This is a genomic window from Endozoicomonas sp. PH6C (assembly GCF_059322965.1).
This window is the reverse complement of sequence record NZ_CP185342.1, coordinates 5,740,233-5,761,858: the sequence shown is the minus strand read 5'-3', so window position 1 is coordinate 5,761,858 and position 21,626 is coordinate 5,740,233. Positions and strand designations below refer to the sequence as shown.

Here is a 21,626-nt window from a genome sequence, read left to right as displayed (position 1 = left end):
TCTCTCTCCCGGAAGACTGCTTGAGTTGTTTTGTTGTTTGACCTTCAGACAGGAGAAAAGTTCTATTTGGAGGGCTACCCGAAACCATTAAAGGAAATCACCGGTCTCGAAAACTCATCACGATCCGGCTACTACCTGGTCACTCAATGCGTCATAAAGCGAATTCAAATTCACGCTGTGCAAAAACTCTTCGGCGATGGTGCTCATCTCATCGGATTTGAGTACCAGTGCATTATTGGCGTTGTGTGCCTGACGCAAGTAGTTATCCTTAACAGATTGCTGAAACGCGGAAGAGCTCTTTATTTCAAGCATCATGGCATGCAGCTCTTCTGGTGAGGATGGGGCATGAGCGCCATAGCTGTGTTTTTGCCAGCCCTCCACACCAGCATCGGCCCAGCAATAGGTTAAGCAACCGCCTTTCGAGTGTGTCACTCCATAGAGATAATGACTGAAGGCCTGCAGAATGGCTTTCCTGCAGTTGTCTTGTAAATTTCCCACAAGAACATCCTCCCTGAGTGAAAGCTTAAGGGGTTCCAGAATGGCTTCGTACCTGCTTAGGATAACAGACCTTTTTTTCTGATATTCTTCTTCCAGAGTTCGATCTCGCAGACGACCCGGGACTTTGTTGCGATCTCTTAGCAACGCTGCAAGAGTGTTTTGGAGTTGCTTTTTTGTTGCCTGCACTTGATTGAGTCTTTCCAATAAATGCTTCAGGTCTGGACGGTTCTCAGCGAGTCGTTGTGACAGGGCTTCGACCTTTTCATTCAACAGTGTATCGTCCCAGGAAGGCTGCCCCAAGATAATCACCGGACGATGATTCGCCTTGCCCGAGATTGACTTCACAAAGGCAGGATGGCGCAGCAGCATCCGATCTATACATGGAACGCCCTCAGGTTCGTCCGTCCAGTCTTTTTTTATAGACGAGCTGATAATTTGATCTTCCAGAGATCGTGAAAAACCATCATGACAATGAGAGACCAGCGAGGTCCTGACTTTTCCCCACCGGGGGATTTCATAAGCCCGCTGCCATAGCCCGCAATTTTTTTCTCTGGACAGTAATACCCTATAGAACTTTTTCAGGCATCGGTCGGCTGCAACCTTCACTGCATCGATACCTTGCAGACGCACTAATAGCTCATGGTGCTCACGGAACTGTGGATGATTTCTAAAAAAGGTCGGCACACTATCCAGCCAACCCGATGTCAAAGCCTTTTGGGCAAAGTCAATAACCGGAGGCCTGGTCAGGTCACTGTCTATCAGAATTTTCACCATTGAAAACAACCAATCCTGGGGGGCCGCTTTGCCCTGAACAATCATTTTTGAGTGCAATATCCTGAGTGGTTCAGTGACCTGGTCTTCATCACTGTCAGACAAGATTTGTTTGACTGCCTCCGACATCGGTCTACTGTAGATATCCAAATCCCTGTCAGCTACAAGACTGACCAGACTTTTCTCTTCACTGCTCAATGTTTCTGTCTCCAGCGACTCCAGGATTGAGACGCCCATGGAAAAACCGGTTAAATCTTTTCTGTTCCAAAGGTTCACTACCATTTTGGCAATGCTTAGATGGGCTGCGGGCAATTCACAGCCTGTCTCAAGAGCTTTGTCCAGTTCTTCAGGACTTATGCCACAGGCTTTGGCCAGAGTTTGCTGTTGTGCCAGATCAGCAGTCTTCATAAGGCCCTGCAGGAGATTGCTTTTCTTCTTTAACTCAGTGCCAGAACCAGAGAAAATTTTGATGGGCTGGAAGTCGGGCAGAATTTCTGTTATTTCGCCAGGTCTCCCGCCCAAATCCGCTGACGTCCAGGTTTGGCCGCTATCCGTGGAATACTCTGCAAAGGCGTGGACATTGTTAACCATTTGTCGGCATGGAATCCCAAAATAACGACAAAAAGCAATAAAAACTGGTACACGATGACGACAGCTCCCCTGCCGCCGGGTTACGAGGAAGTGAAAGAAATTTTGATTGTGCCCGGGTGCAGCAGCGCCGGAAAACTCTGTGCAATAGTCCTTGATTGCCCTGATCCGTTCCCTCGTGTCTTTGGCTGTTTTTATTCTCAGCAGGGGCTCCTGTATTTCGGTTGGTTGCAGGCTAATGTTCTCAAGCACTCCTTTCATTACCGTCTTCATACCTGCGGAACAGCGGGCGTCAAGACGGTTTGATGTGTTTGATCGGACTTCTTCGGCAGAAGTTTTTTTGTCTGGTTTCCGGGATTCTACGACATAAGCAAATCGAATACTCTGGTTGGCTCTGGCCCCCGGAACAATCACTGTATGAAGCCCGGTATATCGGTCTCTGACCAGGGTAAATGGCAATTCGGGTGTTATGCGCAGGGCCACTATATAGTTATCAGGCTTCAGGCTGGGCAAGGTATAGCGACCATTCCTCGGTGTACAGTCAAAGGTCCCCAGCGTTTGTTTGCTGGCTAATGTCGCTGGCTGGTCATGTTCTGGCAAGAGGGCAGGTATGATGACTTCGGCCCCCTGTATGTGTCTGTCATTGAGGCTGATCGCTTCGACTTCGCCCTCAGGAGACACATAAATATCTTCTGCCCACCATCGATACAGCTCGATAGAAGGGTAATTCTGACGAAAAATTATATAATCGATATGCCGTAACTCACCCAGGTTCTCATAGTCAGTGATATGGTCCAATGTCGGAGTCTGAGCTACAAGGGCTTGCGGATTGCATTTTTCAGGCGCTTTATTTGCAGGCTGTGGCTCATGGTTCGGTCTCTGACCCAATGCCGGAGCCTGTACCTCGTGGACTTGTGGCATGTCTTCTGCAGGAGCCTTATCACCGCCAACAGCTGATGCCTGGTTGCTAAAATCGTCTGTCAAATGGTTCAGCAGATCACTGATCTGAAGCCAGAACCCAGGCCAACATTGAACTTCATCGTCTTTCCACGCGCTTATCCGCTGATCAGCCGCCTGAAGATAAGGCTGGTTAGCTGTCATTTTCAGCGTTTGTTTCTCTTCTGCCGTCAGGGGAAATACGCTGGCAGCGTCCACACCAGTCTGGCCAAACAGACGATCGAACCAGCATCCTTGCCAGTGTCGGTACAGTGCCCGGGTGAGAATATCGTCCGACTCATCCGGCTTCAGGGAAAGACCAGATGCCTGCCACCTGGCCTGAGCCACCCTCGTAATGATTTCCTTTTTGGCTTCCTTTTCAGACAGATCAGTGTTTATACAAATTTCATGGTTTGTTTCATCAATACTGTTGCGATCGCTGCCTCGTATCAACCACGGGCGATCGATCCTGGGGACCTTTTCGTTGAACCATTGGCAAAGTCCGGAATCAAGCTCATTTTTACCCATGGCAAGCGTTGCTGACTTGGGCAGTTTGTCCAGTGATAGGTTGGCGGCCATCAGATAAAGCCGGTAGTGCTGATTGAGGCATTGATGAACGGCTTTTTCGGTATAATCGCCTCCTCTCTTAACAGCCATGGCGACATTCTGTAAATCGCGACTGGTCGGCTGTAACGGCAGGTTTTTCCGTTGCAGGCAGGCCCTTAAGAGACAATGTTTTTCTGTTAGCTTTTTAGCGACGAATTTCCCTTTTGAGGACTCTGGCAACACTTTCCCGGCAATGTTCTGCAATTCTGCCGAGTTATACTGGCGGATCGGCAAATGTCGAAAACGCCCTTTCAACGCCGGTGATAAGGGTTTTCGCCCGCTGTATTCTGGCGGGTTGATGGTGGCGAACAGGTGGAAGCCCGGATGAGCATCGCCGGCCAGAATATCGTTCAACTCACCTTCCAGATGCTGGCTGTCGATCAGGTTCATTTCTGAAATCACCACGATGCCGCCTTCGACTTTTGCTTTCCGGATCGCTTCACACACTTTATCCCAGGAACAATCACAGGCATTCAGGAGAAATATCTCTGGCATGGTTTCTCCCTTTTTCTCAGCCTGCTGTTTGACACTGTTGATCATCAGATTCAGCGTCGCATCCTTACCCCGCCCGGCCGGGCCCTGAATCAGCGTCGCCTGACGGCCGCCGTGTTTAATCTCGCGATGATTAGCCTGCTGACAGCGACTTAAATCCTGTCCCAGCCCTTGTACCAGCTCAATGACTGCTGATCCGGAGGTATCAAACTCAGGTCGGAATTCTTTGGTGAATGCTTCGAAGTCCCGCTGAATATCTGGCAAGGTGTGGTTATGAACTCGGTCGCGCAGGGTGTTGTCCAGTTTGTAACGGGCGGCAAACCAGATTTCCAGTGCCGAAAGGGCATCCTGTTGAGTCTCGCTGATTTCGGGACCCAGTAGATCCCGGAAACTTTGCCGGATCAAACTGTTCATTTGCTCACAGCTAACACTCTCTCCTTCGGATAACGCACGATCCAGATACCAGCCCACCCAACTGCAGATATCGGTTAAATCCCTGGGAGTAAACTCATGCTCGGGCAACAGTTCCTGATAATATTGCCACAGTGCCATCACGCTCCCGGTAGCATCGGGTAGAATTTTGTTTATTTGAGGTCCTGTCAGATGCCGTTGTAACTGATTGAGCAGCGCCGGTTCCACCACTCTGTCCCGAAGGAAAGCCTGGTCCAGACGTGGGTAGTAAGCTCTGGGCAGTTTCTCCTTCAGCGCCTGGTCAAGCTGGCGTCCGGAGTAATGATCAGGGTTGCCGGTGAGGATTACCCGGTGTTTTGCGCTGACTTTGACAGGATGAGCATTCACATAAATGCAGGGTTCCGGTTCCCACAAGCCGTTCAATGACGCCAGCAATCCGGCTTTGGCCAGGTTAGCCTCATCCAGCACCAGGGTTATATATTCTCCATCCTTGTCGGATTCGGTATTGGCCCATTCCATCAATGCCCGGTTTTGCTGCGTCATAGAGCGGTCGCCGTCAGCGTGCTCTTGCCACTGCCAGCGTTTCATCAGGGTCTGCTCGCTGTCAGAAGGTCCAAGGGAAATGACCCTGGCCTGTCCTGAAGCCTTTGCCATTTTGGCGGAAAAGTAGCTTTTCCCGGTGCCGGTTTCCCCTTCAAGGAAGATAACGGGAGAGTCTGTAAGACGGTCATGGAGTCGGGATAATCGACGACTTTCACGATCCTTCTGACCTGTCTCGCCGTGATAAAGATCATGGGCCATTGCTGACAGGGATTGATCAGTGGAACCCGGCCATTGCATTGATTGAGACAGTCGTTTTTCTATGCGTTCAATGCGTTCTGCGACGGGATTCTCTGTGACATATTCTCCCCTGGCAATGTGGAAACAATCGCTGGCCAGAGCCTGAATAACATCGGATCGGGTCTGACCTGATGGAAGGTTTAGCTGCCAGCCAGAAGCCAGTGCATCCTGTAAACGTTTGATCTGTCTTGATGGCCTGATGGCTAACGCTGGACATTGCCTTGTTGCCTCCGGAGTGACTCCCAACTGGTACGCCATTGCCTGTCGCTGTGCTTCAGGTCCATGGGCCACGATCAGGGCACAGAGTCTGTTGAACGCTTCTTTTTTATCCCACATAAAAAATGGTTTTTCATAGGACAGATAAAATGTTTCATTAAATGCAGCCGGGTCAAAGGCACTGGTCAGTGACCACAGGTTCTGCGTCACAAACGCTCTATCCAACTGCCGGGTACTGTTGATGATGGCCGCTAACTGATCCGGGTCTGCTGTGGCAGCCTGATCCTCATCCGGTAGTAACTCCCTGCAAGCCCATTTCATAAAATCACGTACTGACGGATTCTGCCGGGTGCCATGGGTAATAACGCTATTGATAGCCTTGCGCCAGTGGCGGGGTAAAAGCTGCAGGGAGTGGTCAACCTGCTGTGCTCGTCGGGCGGCCAGTATCAGGTTATGCAACAACCCTTCGGTCATTTCAGGCAGAGGGTTAGATAGTTTGTCTGGCACGGTTTCAAACGCTTCGTAAAGCTTATCAAGCGCTTGCTCTGGCAGCTGGGACCGGGGGATATTATGCTTGTCGGCATTGATATCCCAGAGATCGACTTCGGGGCAGGGGTTACCCGTGGCAAGCTTGGAACGAAAGACGGGCGATGGGCTTATGGCAGACTCAGGCCAGAGCAGGGTGATATGAGCCTGCGGGTAGGCCTGTAATTGGCCATTCACCAGCAGAGGCTGTCCTGCAAACAGAGGTTCCAGCAGCTGCTGAAGGGTTGGATTACTTTCGAGTCCCAGGAATACCACCGGCCTGCCAGCGGTTAATGCTTTCTGCAAGCCACTCTCACGTTGTCCAAAATGGGCCTTTTGCTCCGAGGTGATATGGATATTATCAAATAGCTGGCTGAAGCCGGTCTGTCCATTGATCTGGATGACCAGAGCTGTCCCACAGTGACGGTTGATCCAATGACTGGCCTGGGCAGGTTGTCGATATGTGACTGCCTCAAAAGCATTGTGATCTCTGACTTTTTTCTGTAACTGAGGGCTCCCGGACAGAGGACCCTCATCGTTTTCTGCTAATCCCAGGGCTTCCGGTTGCTGTTGCGAATGAGCCACCTGGAGTCGCGGCTCCAGGCCGCTTGTCTCACGAATAGTCTGCAGTGAACCCAGCAAACGAAACCAGAGTGCCTCAGTGAGGGGAGAGGTTAGGGTGACTGTCCCACCCGCCTGAACCTGTTCCAACAGACGGGTGTTAGGCACGGCATAGCCTGCCGGGGTAATGGCAATCGGGCTCAGCCAATCGTTGAGGTTACTCTGGTTAATGATGATCGGATTTTCTGATGAATGATCAGAGCAGGACAGACTTTGGAACAGTGAATGAAGCTCGTCCTTCCCTACCGGCATCTGATAAAACTGAACATCGTCGGGTAATGGACAGATCTTCCCATTGCTCTCAAAGCATTGTTGTGCCAGCATTTGCCGAATCGTCTGTTCAAAGGCCAGATCCTGCCAGTCGGCCCCTTTCAGAATCACCCGTTGTCCAGCCCTTAATGACTCAAGCCTGCCGGGGATGTGCCGGATTCGTCCCTGTTGATCCACACCGGGGCCACCCAGCAGCAACTGCCGCCAGTTGCTGTGTAAGTGACAGTCAATTAGAAGGGTGTTGTCGTCGTCCATAGCGCTCTCGGCAGAAGGGAGTTCAGCCAATACCGGAGGAACCGCGTCGATTTTCATCGATGGCTCATTGCTGGTTTTTGCGTCAAATTGCCAGGTATTGTCTGGTCGATTAATTCGCCGCCAGAAGTCAGCTCCCGGTGCGTCGTCACGCTGGCCTACCGATGCCAACTGTTCAGGACCTGCCACGACCAATAGAGAAACATGCTCGCCCAGAGTGCGTTTCGTCTGGCTGACTGCGTCATATAAACAAGGGTTATCCGGGTCCAGAAGATCGTTAAATTTAGGCAGCTCATCGCTGGTGAGCTTTCGGATATCCATTATCAGGGTGAATGGCTTTGAACCTTCAAACAACTTGCCTGAACCCAGAGTGTGGCGACCATCGTCGGAAATGCACAACCGGTTCACCAGGCTGGCCTGTGAGAGGTCATCGGGGTGGGAAATAAGTGTGACATCCCGATGCGCATCGCAGGTTTGGGCAACCAAAAGCTGTCGAACCTCATTATCATTGGCGACAAAACGAAAATCGAAGGCATGAGGGGACTTTTGACGCAGGGAATCCGTTGAGGATACGGTTCTCGCCTTGTCAGTAGGCATAACCTGAGATGACGATAGATTAAGTTGGTCACTGAAATCAGTGCAAACAGCTTTAACCGTAGGCGATAAGTCCAAATCCAGCCTTGGCCTCTGGGCTGGCACGTCACTACCCGGAACGGGTTTGTTGATTTCTCTACCAATCTGACCATCCATAATCAATCTTTCTCCCGGAGGACTGCTTGAAGTTGTTTAATCGTTTGACCTTCAGACAGGAGAAAAGTTCTATTTGGAGGGTTACCCGAAACCATTAAAGGACAATAAGTGTAGTTGTCAGTGCTATCCAGTGGACTATAACGTTAGTTGTCAGTGCTACCCAGTCATGGATGAGTGTATAGGTTGTTAATGAATACTGAGGTGCCGGGCCGGGTGAAACCGCAGCGGCCCAAAAAGGCATAATGAACCCCCCGGAGGTGGTAACCATGAAATATCCAGTAGTTCTGCATACAGACGACGGCGAAAGCTATGGCGTAATGGTGCCGGACATCAGAGGATGTTTCTCCGCCGGTAACAGCATCGAAGAAGCCCTGGCAAACGTCAAAGAAGCCATCGAAGGCCATCTTGAGATCCTGGCGGAAGATGAAATAACAATACCTGAAGCAGGCCGCATCGCCGACCACCAGAACAACCCTGACTACGAAGATGGTATCTGGGCATTGGTGGATGTCGACATCACGCCATTCCTGGGCAAGTCAGAGCGTATCAACATCACTTTGCCGGTCCTGCTGTTGCGGCAGATCGACAAGTTGGTGGAAGCTGACCCGGCATACCGAACCCGCTCTGGTTTCCTTCAGGAAATTGCCCGCGCCAAGCTGCGCTCAATGGGTTGACAGCCTCGCTCTGCGTGGGAATGCATACCTCCCCTGAAAAGCCTACTCTGCAGCGCGAGATGGGTATGGGTTCCTGCGCTGGGACCCAAAGGCCTGAAAGCATGGGAATCAGAGTTTTTTGACAGCCTCTCAAAGTACGGGTTTTTACGCTTGTTCGATAATCACCGCAAAAAATAGTTCATTCGTTCAAGTACAATTCAGCCATCCCATCCAAACGACTTTTGACTTCTTTCCAGTGCGGCATAACCTGCGTCAGTAAACGCCAGAAGCGCTCACTGTGGTTATGTTCAGCGATATGGCACAGCTCATGGAGTACGACATAATCAATGCATTCCTTTGGGGCTTTCACCAGATGAGGGTTGAGTAGTAGTGAACCTTTTGCAGAGCAGCTACCCCATTGTTTCTGCATCTTCATAATGCGGAAACCGGGGATGCCTGTGACCCATGTAGTTTGAGGCAGCAAGTGGTTTAAGCGCTCCTGAAAAATGATCTCTGCCCGGTATTTATACCAGTCTTGAAGCAGTCCTTTGACTAGCTTGCCTTTATTGCTATCAAACCGTGGCAGTGTGACCAGCAGCTTCCCTCGATCCATCTTTACGGAAGCCGTTGACTCTTTATCTTCCACCACTTTCAGTACATAACGTCTGCCGAGGTAAAAGGTCATTTCACCACTGACATACTGTTTGTCCTGCACGAACTTTTGATGACTTCTGAACTCTATCAGGGCATTCCATATCCATTTTGAACGCTTAAGGACCGCCTCATGAATGTCGGAGTTGACCGCATCATCAGGGGCAGTGACGATTACTTGGCATTCGGGGTGAATACGGATACTGATCTTTCGTTTCTTTCCCTCAGGGTGAGGCTTTCTGACAACCTCATAGGATACAGCTTCATCTCCATAGACAAAGCTGTACTCTTCCCTGGAACGTTCATCGGAACCGACGGATGCCATTATTTGTTAAGTCCTGACAAACCTGACCGTGTGATTTGCACAACATCCGTAATCAATGCCTGAGCCTTATCAATCCCGATATCACCAAACAGCAGTGGCAGAAGGCCAATAGTAATTTGGTTCTCGATTTCCTGTGGGTTAATGCTGAACTCGGCAACAGACTTCCTGACCACTTCATCAATTTTCAATGCATGCTCAAAGCACTGAGCTTCCGATGGAGTATCGTGACCTTCAGGAGGCAGTTGTTCACCCAATTGCTTCAGAAACAACCCGTAATACGCCTGAACGTGTTGCCTGATTTGGGGTTCCAGAGATTCAAACCGATCTGTTGGAATACTTTCAACGCTTCGCTCTTTCACCTGCTGCTCTAAGTCAGCAAAGATCAGGTACTGCTTCACCGGAGCGTCGAACATATCCCTGGTTTGCTGAATGGCTTTCTTAAGCAGTTTGGAGAAATACTCCTGTGCATACGGGTCATCAGCCAGATCCTGATCAATCATCTTGCTAATGCGGCCAGTAATTTTATCTTTCTGGTTCCGGGCTTCGTCGTCGGACATTTCCTCAGGCTTGGTGCTTTTGCCCATGTTGCCAACCAGATAAACGCCTTCAGACTCCCTGACTTCAACGCCGCCAATATGCTTATCCAGCAATGCCCGGATATCGTCTGTGTACTCATCGTAATCGACGGTTTCTTCCGCATCCTCCCGTACTTGCTTACGCAGTTGCGACATCATCTTCAGCGTATCTTTGTAATGCTGGCGGGTAGTGGTATAGGTTCCAGGAAATAGTAGGTCAAAACTTTTGTCTTCAAAGTAAGTCGCAGATTGCAGTGCAACCTTCATGCAGTTGGCAAATGCGGTGAGTGCCGAATAAAAATCATCCCGTTTTTTCAGATGGGTATCCGTAAGCTGTCCATCAACGGTGTCAATCCTGGGAGCCAATGCTTGTCGTAAAGCCTGTCCATCCTGCTTGTTCTTGACGCTATCGAAAATAGCCCACAGATCAGCATACAAGCTCGGTAGCTTTTTATATTCGGTGTCCATGCGGTTATAGAGACCTTTCAGATCATCTATATCAAATCCGCCCTGAGTGCGTTCCGCCAGGTTTTGGTACTTTTCAATGGTGGCATCCAGCTCTTTGAGAATGCCCCTGTAGTCGATCAGATACCCAAACTGCTTTTTGCTGTGCAGGCGGTTAACCCTTGCGATGGCTTGAATCAGGTTGTGTTGCTTCAGGGGCTTATCGATATAGAGCACCGTGTTTTTTGGCTCATCAAAACCCGTAAGAAGCTTATCCACCACAATCATAATGTCTGGCCCATCTTCCTCGCCAAACTCTGCAATGATTTTCTTGGTATAGGCTTTCTCATCCTGACTGCCAACGGTTTCTTTCCACCAGTTCTGCACCAGATCGGTACTCTCCTGATCAACACAGTCGTGCCCCTCACGGGTATCTGGTGGTGACATGGCAACAACAGACGTGACCTTGCCAATCTCATCCAGCATTCTTTTGTATTGAATGGCAGAAGCCTTGGAGTCGCAGGCAAGCTGGCCTTTTAACCCCTGCTGCTTAAAGTTCTGGAAGTGGTCGGAAATATCATGGGCAATCAACTCAATCCGACCTTCAGTCTGATAAATCTGTCCCTTTTGAGCGAATTTCTTTTTCAGGTCTGAACGCTGCTTTTCGGTCAGCTTCTCGGTGATTCGATCAAACCACGCATCAATGGCTTTGTCATTGGTAGAAAGTTCAGGAATACGCTCTTCATACAACAATGGTGTTACAGTGCCATCTTCAACTGCCTGCTGCATGGTGTAAGAGTGGATGATCTTACCGAACTTGTTTTCAGTTTTGTCATCTTGCAGCAAAGGTGTGCCAGTGAACGCAATATACGCCGCCTTGGGTAAGGTTTGCTGCATACGGATATTGTTTTCACCATTCTGGCTCCGATGCCCTTCATCAACCAGCACAATGATATCCGGGCTGTCGTTGAAGCAATCCGGTAGCTTGATGGCTGTCCCGAACTTATCATTCTGGCTTAAAGGCAAGTTCAATCTTCTTTCTCTTCTGTCATCTGGCTCAACAACCGCTGCCGCTGCTGCTCCAGTTGCAGGCGCAGCTCCTCTTCACTGGGCAACTCCAGCTTGTACTTGGAAGCAAACAGTTGCTGACTGTCGTTCAGCACAGAATATTTGGCGACAGTGTGATTGCCTTCGGAGCAGAGAATCAGGCCAATGGTGGGGTTATCATCCCCACGGCGTTTTTTCTCTTCATACATGCGCACATACATGTCCATTTGCCCCACATCCTGATGGGTGAGCCTGTGCATTTTCAGGTCGATCAGAAGGAAGCACTTGAGATGGAAGTTGTAAAACACCAGATCGATAAAATAATCGCCATCGTCTGTGCTGATGCGTTGCTGCCTCTCGACAAATGCAAAACCCTTGCCCAGCTCCAGCAGGAATTTTTGCAGATTGTTGATCAGCTCCTGCTCAAGCTCATTTTCCTGAACTGAACCAGCAGGCAGATTGAGGAAATCCAGAATATAGGGGTCACGCAGGTAGTCCTGCGGTGTGTCTTGCAGAACCGAGGTCTTTTGCTCGGCTTCTGCCAGTACAGGCTGCAAACCGTGCTTTCCGTCCTGGGTCGCCAGCAGGCGCTCGTAGTACAGTGTCCCCATCTGGCGCTCAAGGGCACGGGCGCTCCAGCATTGCTCAGCAGCTTCCTTCATATACCACTGGCGAGCCCGTTCATTTTCGATGCGTGTCAGTGCTCTGTAGTGGGTCCATGACAATTCGAGACGCAGTGCGTCTCGTTTTGGAAAACAGAGGTAAAATGCCCGCATTTTTCGCAGATTGGTGAGATCAAACCCCTTGCCAAACTCCCGGCTGAGGCTTTCGGTGAGCTTTTTTAATACCTTTTTGCCGTAAGCCGCACGGGTTTCGCCCTGCTGTTCATCCTCAACAATCAGGCAACCAATTTCCCAGTAGGTCTGCACCATGGCGGCATTGACCGCCGTCACCACCTGCTGGCGACCTTGGGTCAGCAGCTTACGGATATTGTTAAGCAGCTTGTCGTGCTGGCTTTCGCTCATCAGGCGACCTCCTGAGTTTACTTTTACCCGGCGCTTGCCCGTTAGCAATTGTTGCATCAGAGATTTTTTCTCTTGTTTGAGATTGGCAAGTTTTGTTCCAGATGTTCTAGTGTAGTGCGACCTAATTAACAGTACATAAAGACTCCTAACGGTCTACTATGGATGTTATTCCAACCACTGCCTGTTTTTACTATGCGAGTTGCCACAGAGATAATACTTGATGCTTCTGAAGAAATACGACTCAGAAAGATTACTTCATCAAATACTTGCCCTCTTCGCTTGGCCCGCCGTGCCCAGATTGTTCTTCTCTCTGCAGAAGGAAAAAGCAATCTTGAGATTGCGCAAATACTGAAGATCGGTCGTCATCAGGTCAGCCGCTGGCGTGACCGATATGCTCAGGAAGGCTTCTCCGGGATTGAACAGGATCGAGCTCGCAGTGGCCGTAAAAAGAAGATTGATGCTGCTGAGATTGTGAGTCTGACCACAAACACCCTTCCGGAAAATGCCACTCACTGGAGCACCCGAACTATGGCTGCTGTTAGCGGTATCAGTGAGAGAAGTGTTCGCCGGATATGGCATGCATATGGCCTCAAGCCTCACCTGGAAAAGACATTCAAGGTGTCCCGAGACCCGAAATTTGTGGAGAAGCTTGAAGATATTGTCGGACTCTATCTGTCTCCTCCTGAACATGCGTTGGTGCTGTGCTGTGATGAAAAAAGTCAGGTTCAGGCACTCAATCGAACACAGCCTGGCTTACCGTTGAAGAAAGGGCGTGCCGCAACAATGACTCATGATTATAAACGACATGGTACAACCACTCTCTTTGCAGCACTGAATGTACTTGATGGTGCTGTCATCGGTCAGTGCCAGCAGCGTCATACCCATGTGGAATGGTTGAAGTTTCTTAAACAGATAAATAGGGAAACGGCAAAAGACAAAGAGCTGCACCTGATTTGCGACAACTATGCGACTCACAAACACCCGAAGGTGCGAGAATGGCTGGAAAAACATCCTCGTTTTCATATGCACTTTACGCCAACGTCAGCATCATGGTTAAACATGGTTGAGAGATTTTTTCGGGATCTCACGAGTCAGCGTTTACGCCGTGGTGTGTTTGTCAGTGTGCCACAGCTAGTCAGTGCGATTGATGAATATATTGAAAAGCATAATCAAAATCCAAAGCCGTTTATCTGGACTGCTAAGGCAAATGATATCTTAGAAAAAGTCGTTCGGGCTAATCGCCGGTTAAGTTGCAAAAAGAACGACGCACTACACTAGCTCACTATCAGCAGAACTGAGTACAGTCGCAATTTTTTTCTGTTGGCATAAAAAGAGTCTGGATCGTAAGTCTGAGGAGAGTATTGCAGTACGATAGTAATAGTTTAATAAAAAATGCAGTATTTATTTTATGCAATTTTGTTTTTGCTGCTCTCGTGATGCGTATCTCTTGCTTTTTTGCATCATGAATTGATGATTATGAACACTCTTGATTAAAGGAAATCACCGGTCTCGAAAAATTCATCACGATCCGGCTACTACGTGGTCCATCACTGCGTCACAAAGCGAATTCAAATTCACACTGCTCAAAAACTCTTCGGTAATTTTTATCAGCTCCGCAGATCTGAGTACCAGGGCGTTACTGTCGCCCAGTGTCTGTCGTAAGTAGGTATCATCAACCGATTTCTCAAACCACTCGGATCGATCAATTTCAGAGAACATGGCATACAGCTCTTCCGGGGAAGATGGGTCATGGGCGCCATAGTGGTTCCGATGAGTCTCAAACCGGACAGGAGCATCGCCCCAACAATAGGTTAAACGACCACCCTTCGAGTGTGTCAATTCATACAGGTAATGACAGAAGGCCTGAAGAATCGCCTGTTTGCATTTGTTCTCTAAATCACTGGCAAACTCTGCGTCCTTGTGTAACACGTCACCAGACTCAGAAATGGGTCTGTAGTGGTTGTAAATACCATTCATATAGCCTCGGTTTGAGACCACATTATCCTGTTTGACTTTTTCCAATAACCGCTTTAAATCAGGGTTTTTCTTAGCTTTCAGTTGCAACAGGTCCTGGGCTTTTTTATCAATTAATGTGCTGCTCAGGAAAGGGTGGCCCAGGATAATCAGCGGACGGTGTCTGGCTCTGACCGAGCGCAACTGCACAAATGCGGGCTGGTTCACCAGCATTCGTTCTATATTCGGAACACCCTTAGGGTCATCCGTCCAGGCGGTATCTAAAGATGGGTTGGTAATTTTATCATTAAGGGATGGCGAAGCCCCTTCGTGACAATGACTGACGAGCATGTCATTGCCTTTTCTCCTCAGAAAGTCTTTATAAATCGACCGCCAGTTATGGCTATTTTTCCCCCTTTTCAGTAATGTCTGATGCCACATTTTCAGGCAATTCATAGCTTCAACCTTTAGTTCTTCGACACCTTTCAGACGCATCAACAGCTCGTGATGTTGAGTGGGCATAATAATGCTGCGGCTATACCTTGGCACTGGATCCGGATCCAGCCAACCCAATTTCAGAACTTTAAGGGCAAAGCGAATAATCGAGGGGTTGGTCAAGTCAGTGTCCTCAAGTATATCCACCATTGAGCCCAACCAGTCGAGGTAGTTTGCTCCACCCTGAACAATTATTTTTGAATGCAATGATTGGAGTTGTTCAATGATCCGCACTTCATCACCGTTAGATAATATTTTTTTGACAACCGCCGACATCGGCCTGGAAGGCCAATCGCGATAAAAAAACTTACCGGCCAGTTGCCACTCGCGAAAGGTCAATGCTTTTGTCTCCAGCGACTCTAAAATTGAGATCCCAAGGGAGAAACCGGTTAAATCTTTTCCTTCCCAAAGCTTCAATACTGTTTCGCGGATATCCAGGTTTTTTTCTGGTAATGCGCCGCCTGTCTCAATGACCTTGTTAAGTTCCTCAAGGCTCAGACCATAGGTCTTAGCCAAAGTTTGTTGTTGTGCTGAATCAGCACCCTTCAGAAGACCCTGCAGGAGATCCCTCGCCTTCTTTAAATCACTACTGACTTTTTTGTTGTGCTGAAAGTCAGATGGGAATTTTCTTACCTCTAAAGGCACCCCGCCCAAATCCACTGACTTCCAGGTTTGGCCTCTATCCATGGAACACTCGGCAAAGGCGTGAGAAGGGTTGCGAATTTTCCGACACGGAATCCCGAAGTAGCGACATAAAGCGACAAAAGCAGGCACACGATGACGACAGCTTCCTTGCCGTTTTGTTACCAGGAATTGAAAGAAATTTTCATTGCTCTCTGCTGCGGCGGTACCGGAGAACTGTTGGCAATAGTCCTTGATCGCCTCAATGCGTTGCGTCGTGCTTTTTGCGTTCATTATTGCCTGCAAAGGCACCTTTATTTCAGGCAGTTGTTGTTCAACCTCATCAAACAGTTTGTTCAATACTGCTTCCATACCTTTGGAGCAGCGGGCGTCAAAACCTATTGATTGTGCTGGCTGGACTTTTTTAGTCAGTGTTTTTTTGCTCGCCTCTCTGGGTTCCACGACATAAGTAAATTCAATAATCTGACCGGCTTTGGCTTCGGGAACTGACAGTGTGTGCAGCCCGGTATATCGATCCCTGAGCAGTGTATACGGCAAAGCGGGTTCAATACGCAGGGCCACGACATAGTCTTCAGGCGTCAGACTGGGCAATGCATATTGACCATTGCTTGATGGCGCTTTGTAGTTTGCCAGTGTTTGGTTGTTGGCTAACGTCAGTTCCTGGTTACGCCCCGGTAACTCTTCGGGTATAAGGGTTTCGGTCCCCTGAAGGTGTTGATCACTCATTTCGGTCAGCACGACCTCACCCCCGGCAGATACACTAATATCCTCAGCCTGCAGGCGATACATATGGCGAGGGTAATCCGTGTCAAAAATTTTATAGTCGTCGACTTTTGACTTCTTACTGCACTCATAGTCCGTGTCACGGTCCAGGGTCTTACCCTGTTTCCCGCGAGCTTTTGAGATGTATTCTTCAGGAGCGTTATCACCGTCAATCGTTATATCTTCGTGAGTCTGATCGTTCACACAATGGTTCAGCAGATCACTGATCTGATGCCAGAACGCAGGCCACCATTGAACTTCACTGGCTTTCCACGCCCTTATCTGCTGGTCAGCCGCCTCAAGATAAGGCTGGTTGGTTGACGTTTTCAGCGTTTGTTTCTGTGCATTCGTGAGGGGAAATACGCTATCAGCGTCCACGCCCAACTGGCCATACTCACGGTCAAACCAGCGTTGCTGCCAGTGTCGGTAAAGTGTCTGGGTGAGAATATCGTCGGATTCATCCGGTTTCACTGAAAGACCCGATGTCTGCCAGCGGGTACGTGCCAGCATCCTGATAATTTCCATTCTGGCTTCCTCACCATTCAGATCAGTTTTGATACGAATTTCATGGCGTTTTTCATCCGTACTGTTGCAATAACTGCGTCGTATCAACCAGGGTCGATCAATACCTGATACCCTTTGGTTGAACCATTCGCAAAGTCTGGTATCAAGTGCTTCGTTACTTATGGCAATAGCCGATGACCCGGGCAGTTCTTCCAGCGTCAGCCTGGCTGCCATCAGGTAAAGCCGGTAGTGCCGTTGGAAGCATTGATTCAGTCCGTTTTCGGTAAAATCCCTTGCTCTGATAACAGCCCTGGCGACGTTTTGTAAATCACGACTGGTTGGCTGTAACGGCAGTTTTTTGCGTTGCAGGTGAGCCCTTAAAAGACAATGTTTTTCTGTTAGCTTTTTAGCGACGAATGTCCCTTCTAAGGACTCTGGCAACACTTTCCCGGCAATGGTCTGTAATTCTGCCGGGTTGTACTGCCGGATGGGCAAATGTCTGAAGCGCCCTTTCAGCGCCGGTGACAAAGGTTTTCGCCCGCTGTACTCAGGAGGGTTGATGGTGGCAAAGAGGTGGAAACCCGGATGGGCGTCACCGGCCAGAATGTCGTTTAACTCACCTTCCAGATGCTGGCTGTCGATCAGGTTCATTTCTGAAATTACCACGATGCCGCCCTCTACTTTTGCTTTCTGGATCACTTCACACAGTTGCTCCCAGGAACAATCACAGGCATTCAGGGGAAAGACCTTTGGCATGGTTTCTTCCCGTTCTTTAGCTTGCTGTTTGACACTTTCGATCATCAGATTCAGCGTGGCATCCTTACCCCGTCCGGCCGGACCTTCAATCAGCGTTGCCTGACGACCGCCGTGTTTTCTGTCGTGATGATAAGCCTGCTGACAGCGGCTTAAATCCTGTCCCAGCCCTTGCGCCAGATCAATGACTGCCGATCCGGAGGTATCAAACTCAGGTCGGATTTCTTTGGTCAATGTTCTGAAGTCCTGCAGAATATCTGGCAGGGTGTGGTTATGAACTCTGTCTCGCAGGGTGTTGTCCAGTTCGTAACGGGCAGCAAACCAGATTTCCAGTGCTGAGAGAGCATCCTGTTGAGTCTCGCTGATTTCGGGACCCAAGACATCCCGGAAACTTTGCTGGATCAAACTGTTCACTTGCTTACAGCTGGCACTGTCGCCTTTGGATAACGCACGATCCAGATACCAACCCACCCAGCTGCAGATGTCGGTTAAATCCCTGGGAGTAAACTCATGCTCGGGCAACAGCTCCTGATAATATTGCCACAGTGCCATCACACTCTTGCTGGCAATGTGTGCAATGTCGTTTATTTGATGCCGTTGTAACTGACTGAGCAAAGCCGGTTCCACTACTCTGTCCCGAAGGAAAGCCTGATCCAAACGCGGGTAATAAGCTCTGGGCAGTTTCTCTTTCAGGGTCGGATCCATTTGGCGCCCGGCGTAATGATCGGGGTTGCCGGTGAGAATTACCCGGTGTTTTTCGCTGACCTTGACAGGATGACCATTCACATAGATGCAGGGTTGCGGTTCCCACAGGCCGTTCAATGACGCCAGCAATCCGGCTTGGGTCAGGTTAGCCTCATCCAGCACCAGGGTGATGTATACTCCGTCTTTGTTGGATTCGGTCTTGGCCCATTTCATCAATGCCCGGTTTTGCTGCGCCATAGAGCGGTCGCCATCGGCATGCTTTTGCCACTGCCAGCGTTTCATCAGGGTCTGTTCGCTGTCAGAAGGTCCAAGAGAAATGACCGAAGCCTGTCCTGAAGCCTTTGCCATTTTGGCGGAAAAGTAGCTTTTACCAGTGCCGGTTTCTCCCTCGAGGAATATAACGGGGGAGTCTTTAAGCCGGTCATGGAGCCGGGATAATCGACGACTTTCACGATCCTTCTGATTGGTCACGCCATGATAAAGATCCCGGGCCAGTGCAGACAGAGGCTCATCAGCGGAACCCGTCCATTTCAGTGATTCAGACAGGCGATTTTCTATGCGTTCAGTGCCTTCTGCCTCAGAACTCGCTGTTCTGGCCCTATGAAAACAATCGCTGGCCAGACCGTGGATGGCATCGGATCGAGTCTGCCCTGAGTGCAAAGGTAAGTGCCAGCCAGAAGCCAGTGCATCTTGCAAACGTTTAATCTGTCTTGTTGGCTCGATGGCTAAGGATTGCCAGGGCTTTGTTGCCGCCGGATCGACTGCCAACTGATACGCTATGGCATCTCGTTGTTTTTCAGGCGCGTGGGCCAGGATCATGGCACAGAGCCTGTCCATAACTTCTTTTTCACCCGACTCTGGAAATGGACTTTCATAGGACAGTTGTAATTCGGTACCTATAAATACTGCCGGGTCAAAGGCTCGGGCCAGTTGCCACAGGTTCCGTTTGACAAACTCTCTATCCAGTCGCGGGTCGCTATTGATGATGGCAGCTAACTGATCCGGGTCTGCGGAGGCGGCTTGATCCTCGTCCGGCGTCTTATCCGGTAACAAGTGCCAACAGGCCACTTTCATAAAATCCCGCACGGACGGATGCTGCCGGATGCCATGGGTGATGACACTATTGATGGCCTTGCGCCAGTGGCGGGGCAGGAGCTGCAGGGAGTGGTCAACCTGCTGTGCTCGACGAGCAGCCAGTATCAGATTATTCAACAGCCCTTCGGTCATTTCAGGCAGAGGGCTGCAAAGGAGGTCAGGTACGGTTTTAAACGCTTTGTAAAGCTGTTTAAGCGCTTGTTCTGGCAGCTCAGTCCGGACGATACCATGCCTGCGGGCATTGATATCCCAGAGATCGAGCTCAGGACAGGACTTACCCGTGGCGACCATCCCATGAAATACTGAAGAGGCGCTTTTCACAGACTCAGGCCAGAGTATTGTGACATGAGCTCGTGGATAGGCCTGCAACTGGCCATTCACCAACAGAGGTTGCCCAATAACCAGGGGTTCCAGAAGCTGCTGAAGCCTTGGATTACTTTCCAGTCCCCTGAATACCACGGGTTTGCCAGCGGTTAATGCCTCCTGCAACTCACTCTGAGATCGTCTGAAATGCGCCTTTTGTTCCGAGGCGATATGGATATTATCAAAGAGCTGAGTGAAGCCAGTCTGTTCATTGACCTGAATGACCAGAGGGGCTTGTGGCTGATGATTAATCCAATGACTGGCCTGGGCATGTTGCTGGTAAGTGATGGTATCAAAGGTGGCATGGGCCCTGGCTTTTTCATGCAGGTTGGACAGAAAGCGCCCATCGTTTTCTGCCAATCCCAGGGCTTTTGGCTGCTGTCTTGTATGAGCCACCTGAAGTCGGGGCTCCGGGCCGGTGGTCTCGCGAAGGGTTTGCAATGAACTCAGCAAACGAAACCAGAGGGCTTCAGTAAGTGGAGATGTTACGGTGACGATACGCCCCGTCTTAACCTGTTCCAACAGGCAGGTGTTAGGGATTGCATAGCCTTCAGGCGTAATGGCAATCGGGCTCAGCCATTCTGTGATATTCCGCTGGTTAATGATGATCGGGTTTTCTGCGGCGTGCTCTTTAGACTGACTTTGGAACAGCGAATGAAGCTCGTCCTTCCCCACCGGCATCTGATAAAACTGAACATCGTTGGGTAATGGACAGACTTCCCCATTGCTCTCAAAGCACTGTTGCACCAGCATCTGTCGAATGGTCTGTTCAAAGGTCAGATCCTGCCAGTCGGCGCCTTTCAGTATCACCCGTTGTCCGGATGTCAACTGTTCAAGCCTGCCAGGAATGTGCTGGATTCGCCCCTGTTGATCGACACCGGGAGCACCCAGCAGTAATTGTCGCCAGTTGTTGTGCAAGTGGCAGTCAATAACCAGGATAGTGTCGTCGTCCATGGCGTTTTCGGCACTGGGGAATTCAGGCAATAGCGGTGGGGCCCGGTCAATGTCCATCGATGGTTCATTGCCAGTCTCAGCCTCGAACTGCCAGGTATTGCCCGGTCGGTTAATTCGCCGCCAGAAGTCAGCGCCCGGTGCGCCGGCCGCCGGAGCGCCGGCCGCAGGTGCCTCGTCATGCTGGCCAACCGATGTCAATTGTTCAGGGGCTGCCAGAACCAGCAGAGAAACATGCTCTCCCAGAGGGCGTTTCTTCTGGCTGACCTTGTCGTATAGACAGGGGTTATCCGGGTCCAGCAGATCGTTAAATTTTGGCAGATCCTCACTGGTGAGTTTTCGGATATCTATCACCAGGGTCAATGGCTGTGAACCTTCAAAGAGCTTGCCTGGGCGCAAAGCGTGGCGACCATTGCCGGCAATGGTCAACCGGCTCACCAGGTTAGCCTGTGCAAGGTCATCAGGGTGGGAAATAAGCGTGACATCGCGATTTTTATCGCAGGTCTGGTCAGCCAAAAGCTGACGAACCTCATCATCACTGGCGACAAAACGGAAATCGAAGGCATGAGGGTTTTTTTGGAGCGGGGAATCCGTTGAGGATACGGTTCTCGTCCTGTCAGGTGTCATAATCTGAGATGGCGATAGATTCAGTTGGTAATTGAGACCAGAGCAGACAGCTTTGACGTTTGATGGTAAATCTAAATCCTGCCCTGACCTCCTGGCTGGCCTAGCCGGAACGGATTTGTTAATTTCTCCACCAATCTGACCATCCATAGTTAACCTCACTACTACCATCTGAAGGATTGCATTAAAACTGTTTAATTATTCGACCTTCAAATAATACAAAAGTTTCATTTTGGTACTGGCTCGTTGCCATTGTGGGAAGTCAACAGTCTCGAAAAACTCA

The 21,626-nt window shown here is 49.8% G+C and carries 7 protein-coding genes; 2 read left to right on the top strand and 5 right to left on the bottom strand.

Translation table 11 applies throughout. From position 1 onward, the window contains the following. Window positions 1-117: 117 nt before the first annotated feature. The gene (locus ACOMG9_RS20810; protein ID WP_494529335.1) at window positions 118-7,776 is read right to left on the bottom strand and encodes an AAA family ATPase; all 7,659 of its coding nucleotides are present in this window, start codon (window positions 7,774-7,776) and stop codon (window positions 118-120) included. Window positions 7,777-8,042: 266 nt separating this feature from the next. Here ACOMG9_RS20810 and ACOMG9_RS20805 point away from each other — a divergent pair, with 266 nt between their 5' ends. After that, complete coding sequence (locus tag ACOMG9_RS20805; protein ID WP_494529334.1) at window positions 8,043-8,450, top strand: type II toxin-antitoxin system HicB family antitoxin; 408 nt, start codon at window positions 8,043-8,045, stop codon at window positions 8,448-8,450. Between the two features lie 178 nt (window positions 8,451-8,628). Here the strand turns inward: ACOMG9_RS20805 and ACOMG9_RS20800 are convergent, their stop codons facing one another. The 3 genes from ACOMG9_RS20800 to ACOMG9_RS20790 are packed head-to-tail and all read right to left on the bottom strand — an operon-like array spanning window position 8,629 to window position 12,496. Then, a complete protein-coding gene (locus tag ACOMG9_RS20800; protein WP_494529333.1) occupies window positions 8,629-9,405 on the bottom strand; it encodes a M48 family metallopeptidase in 777 nt (258 codons plus the stop codon). Continuing rightward, on the bottom strand, window positions 9,405-11,456 hold the full coding sequence (locus ACOMG9_RS20795; protein ID WP_494529332.1) for a type I restriction enzyme subunit R domain-containing protein: 2,052 nt from the start codon (window positions 11,454-11,456) through the stop codon (window positions 9,405-9,407). The genes ACOMG9_RS20800 and ACOMG9_RS20795 overlap by 1 nt, the downstream gene beginning before the upstream one ends. Beyond that, on the bottom strand, window positions 11,453-12,496 hold the full coding sequence (locus tag ACOMG9_RS20790; protein ID WP_494529331.1) for a PDDEXK nuclease domain-containing protein: 1,044 nt from the start codon (window positions 12,494-12,496) through the stop codon (window positions 11,453-11,455). The genes ACOMG9_RS20795 and ACOMG9_RS20790 overlap by 4 nt, the downstream gene beginning before the upstream one ends. A 192-nt stretch (window positions 12,497-12,688) precedes the next feature. Between ACOMG9_RS20790 and ACOMG9_RS20785 the strand changes: the two genes are divergently transcribed. Continuing rightward, window positions 12,689-13,774: an IS630 family transposase gene (locus ACOMG9_RS20785; protein ID WP_494530400.1), complete on the top strand. Its 1,086-nt coding sequence runs from the start codon at window positions 12,689-12,691 to the stop codon at window positions 13,772-13,774. Between the two features lie 243 nt (window positions 13,775-14,017). On the opposite strand, the gene ACOMG9_RS20780 is transcribed toward ACOMG9_RS20785, so the two are convergent. After that, window positions 14,018-21,493 carry an AAA family ATPase gene (locus ACOMG9_RS20780; protein ID WP_494529330.1) on the bottom strand — a complete coding sequence of 2,492 codons (7,476 nt, stop codon included), beginning with the start codon at window positions 21,491-21,493 and terminating at the stop codon, window positions 14,018-14,020. Between the last annotated feature and the right edge of the window lie 133 nt (window positions 21,494-21,626).

Excerpts from the sequence above, each read along its gene's own strand:
- ACOMG9_RS20805 (WP_494529334.1), top strand. The coding sequence starts at position 8,043 with ATGAAATATCCAGTAGTTCTGCATACAGACGACGGCGAAAGCTATGGC.
- ACOMG9_RS20800 (WP_494529333.1), bottom strand. The coding sequence starts at position 9,405 with ATGGCATCCGTCGGTTCCGATGAACGTTCCAGGGAAGAGTACAGCTTT.
- ACOMG9_RS20790 (WP_494529331.1), bottom strand. The coding sequence starts at position 12,496 with ATGAGCGAAAGCCAGCACGACAAGCTGCTTAACAATATCCGTAAGCTG.
- ACOMG9_RS20785 (WP_494530400.1), top strand. The coding sequence starts at position 12,689 with ATGCGAGTTGCCACAGAGATAATACTTGATGCTTCTGAAGAAATACGA.
- ACOMG9_RS20780 (WP_494529330.1), bottom strand. The coding sequence starts at position 21,493 with ATGGATGGTCAGATTGGTGGAGAAATTAACAAATCCGTTCCGGCTAGG.
- ACOMG9_RS20810 (WP_494529335.1), bottom strand. The coding sequence starts at position 7,776 with ATGGATGGTCAGATTGGTAGAGAAATCAACAAACCCGTTCCGGGTAGT.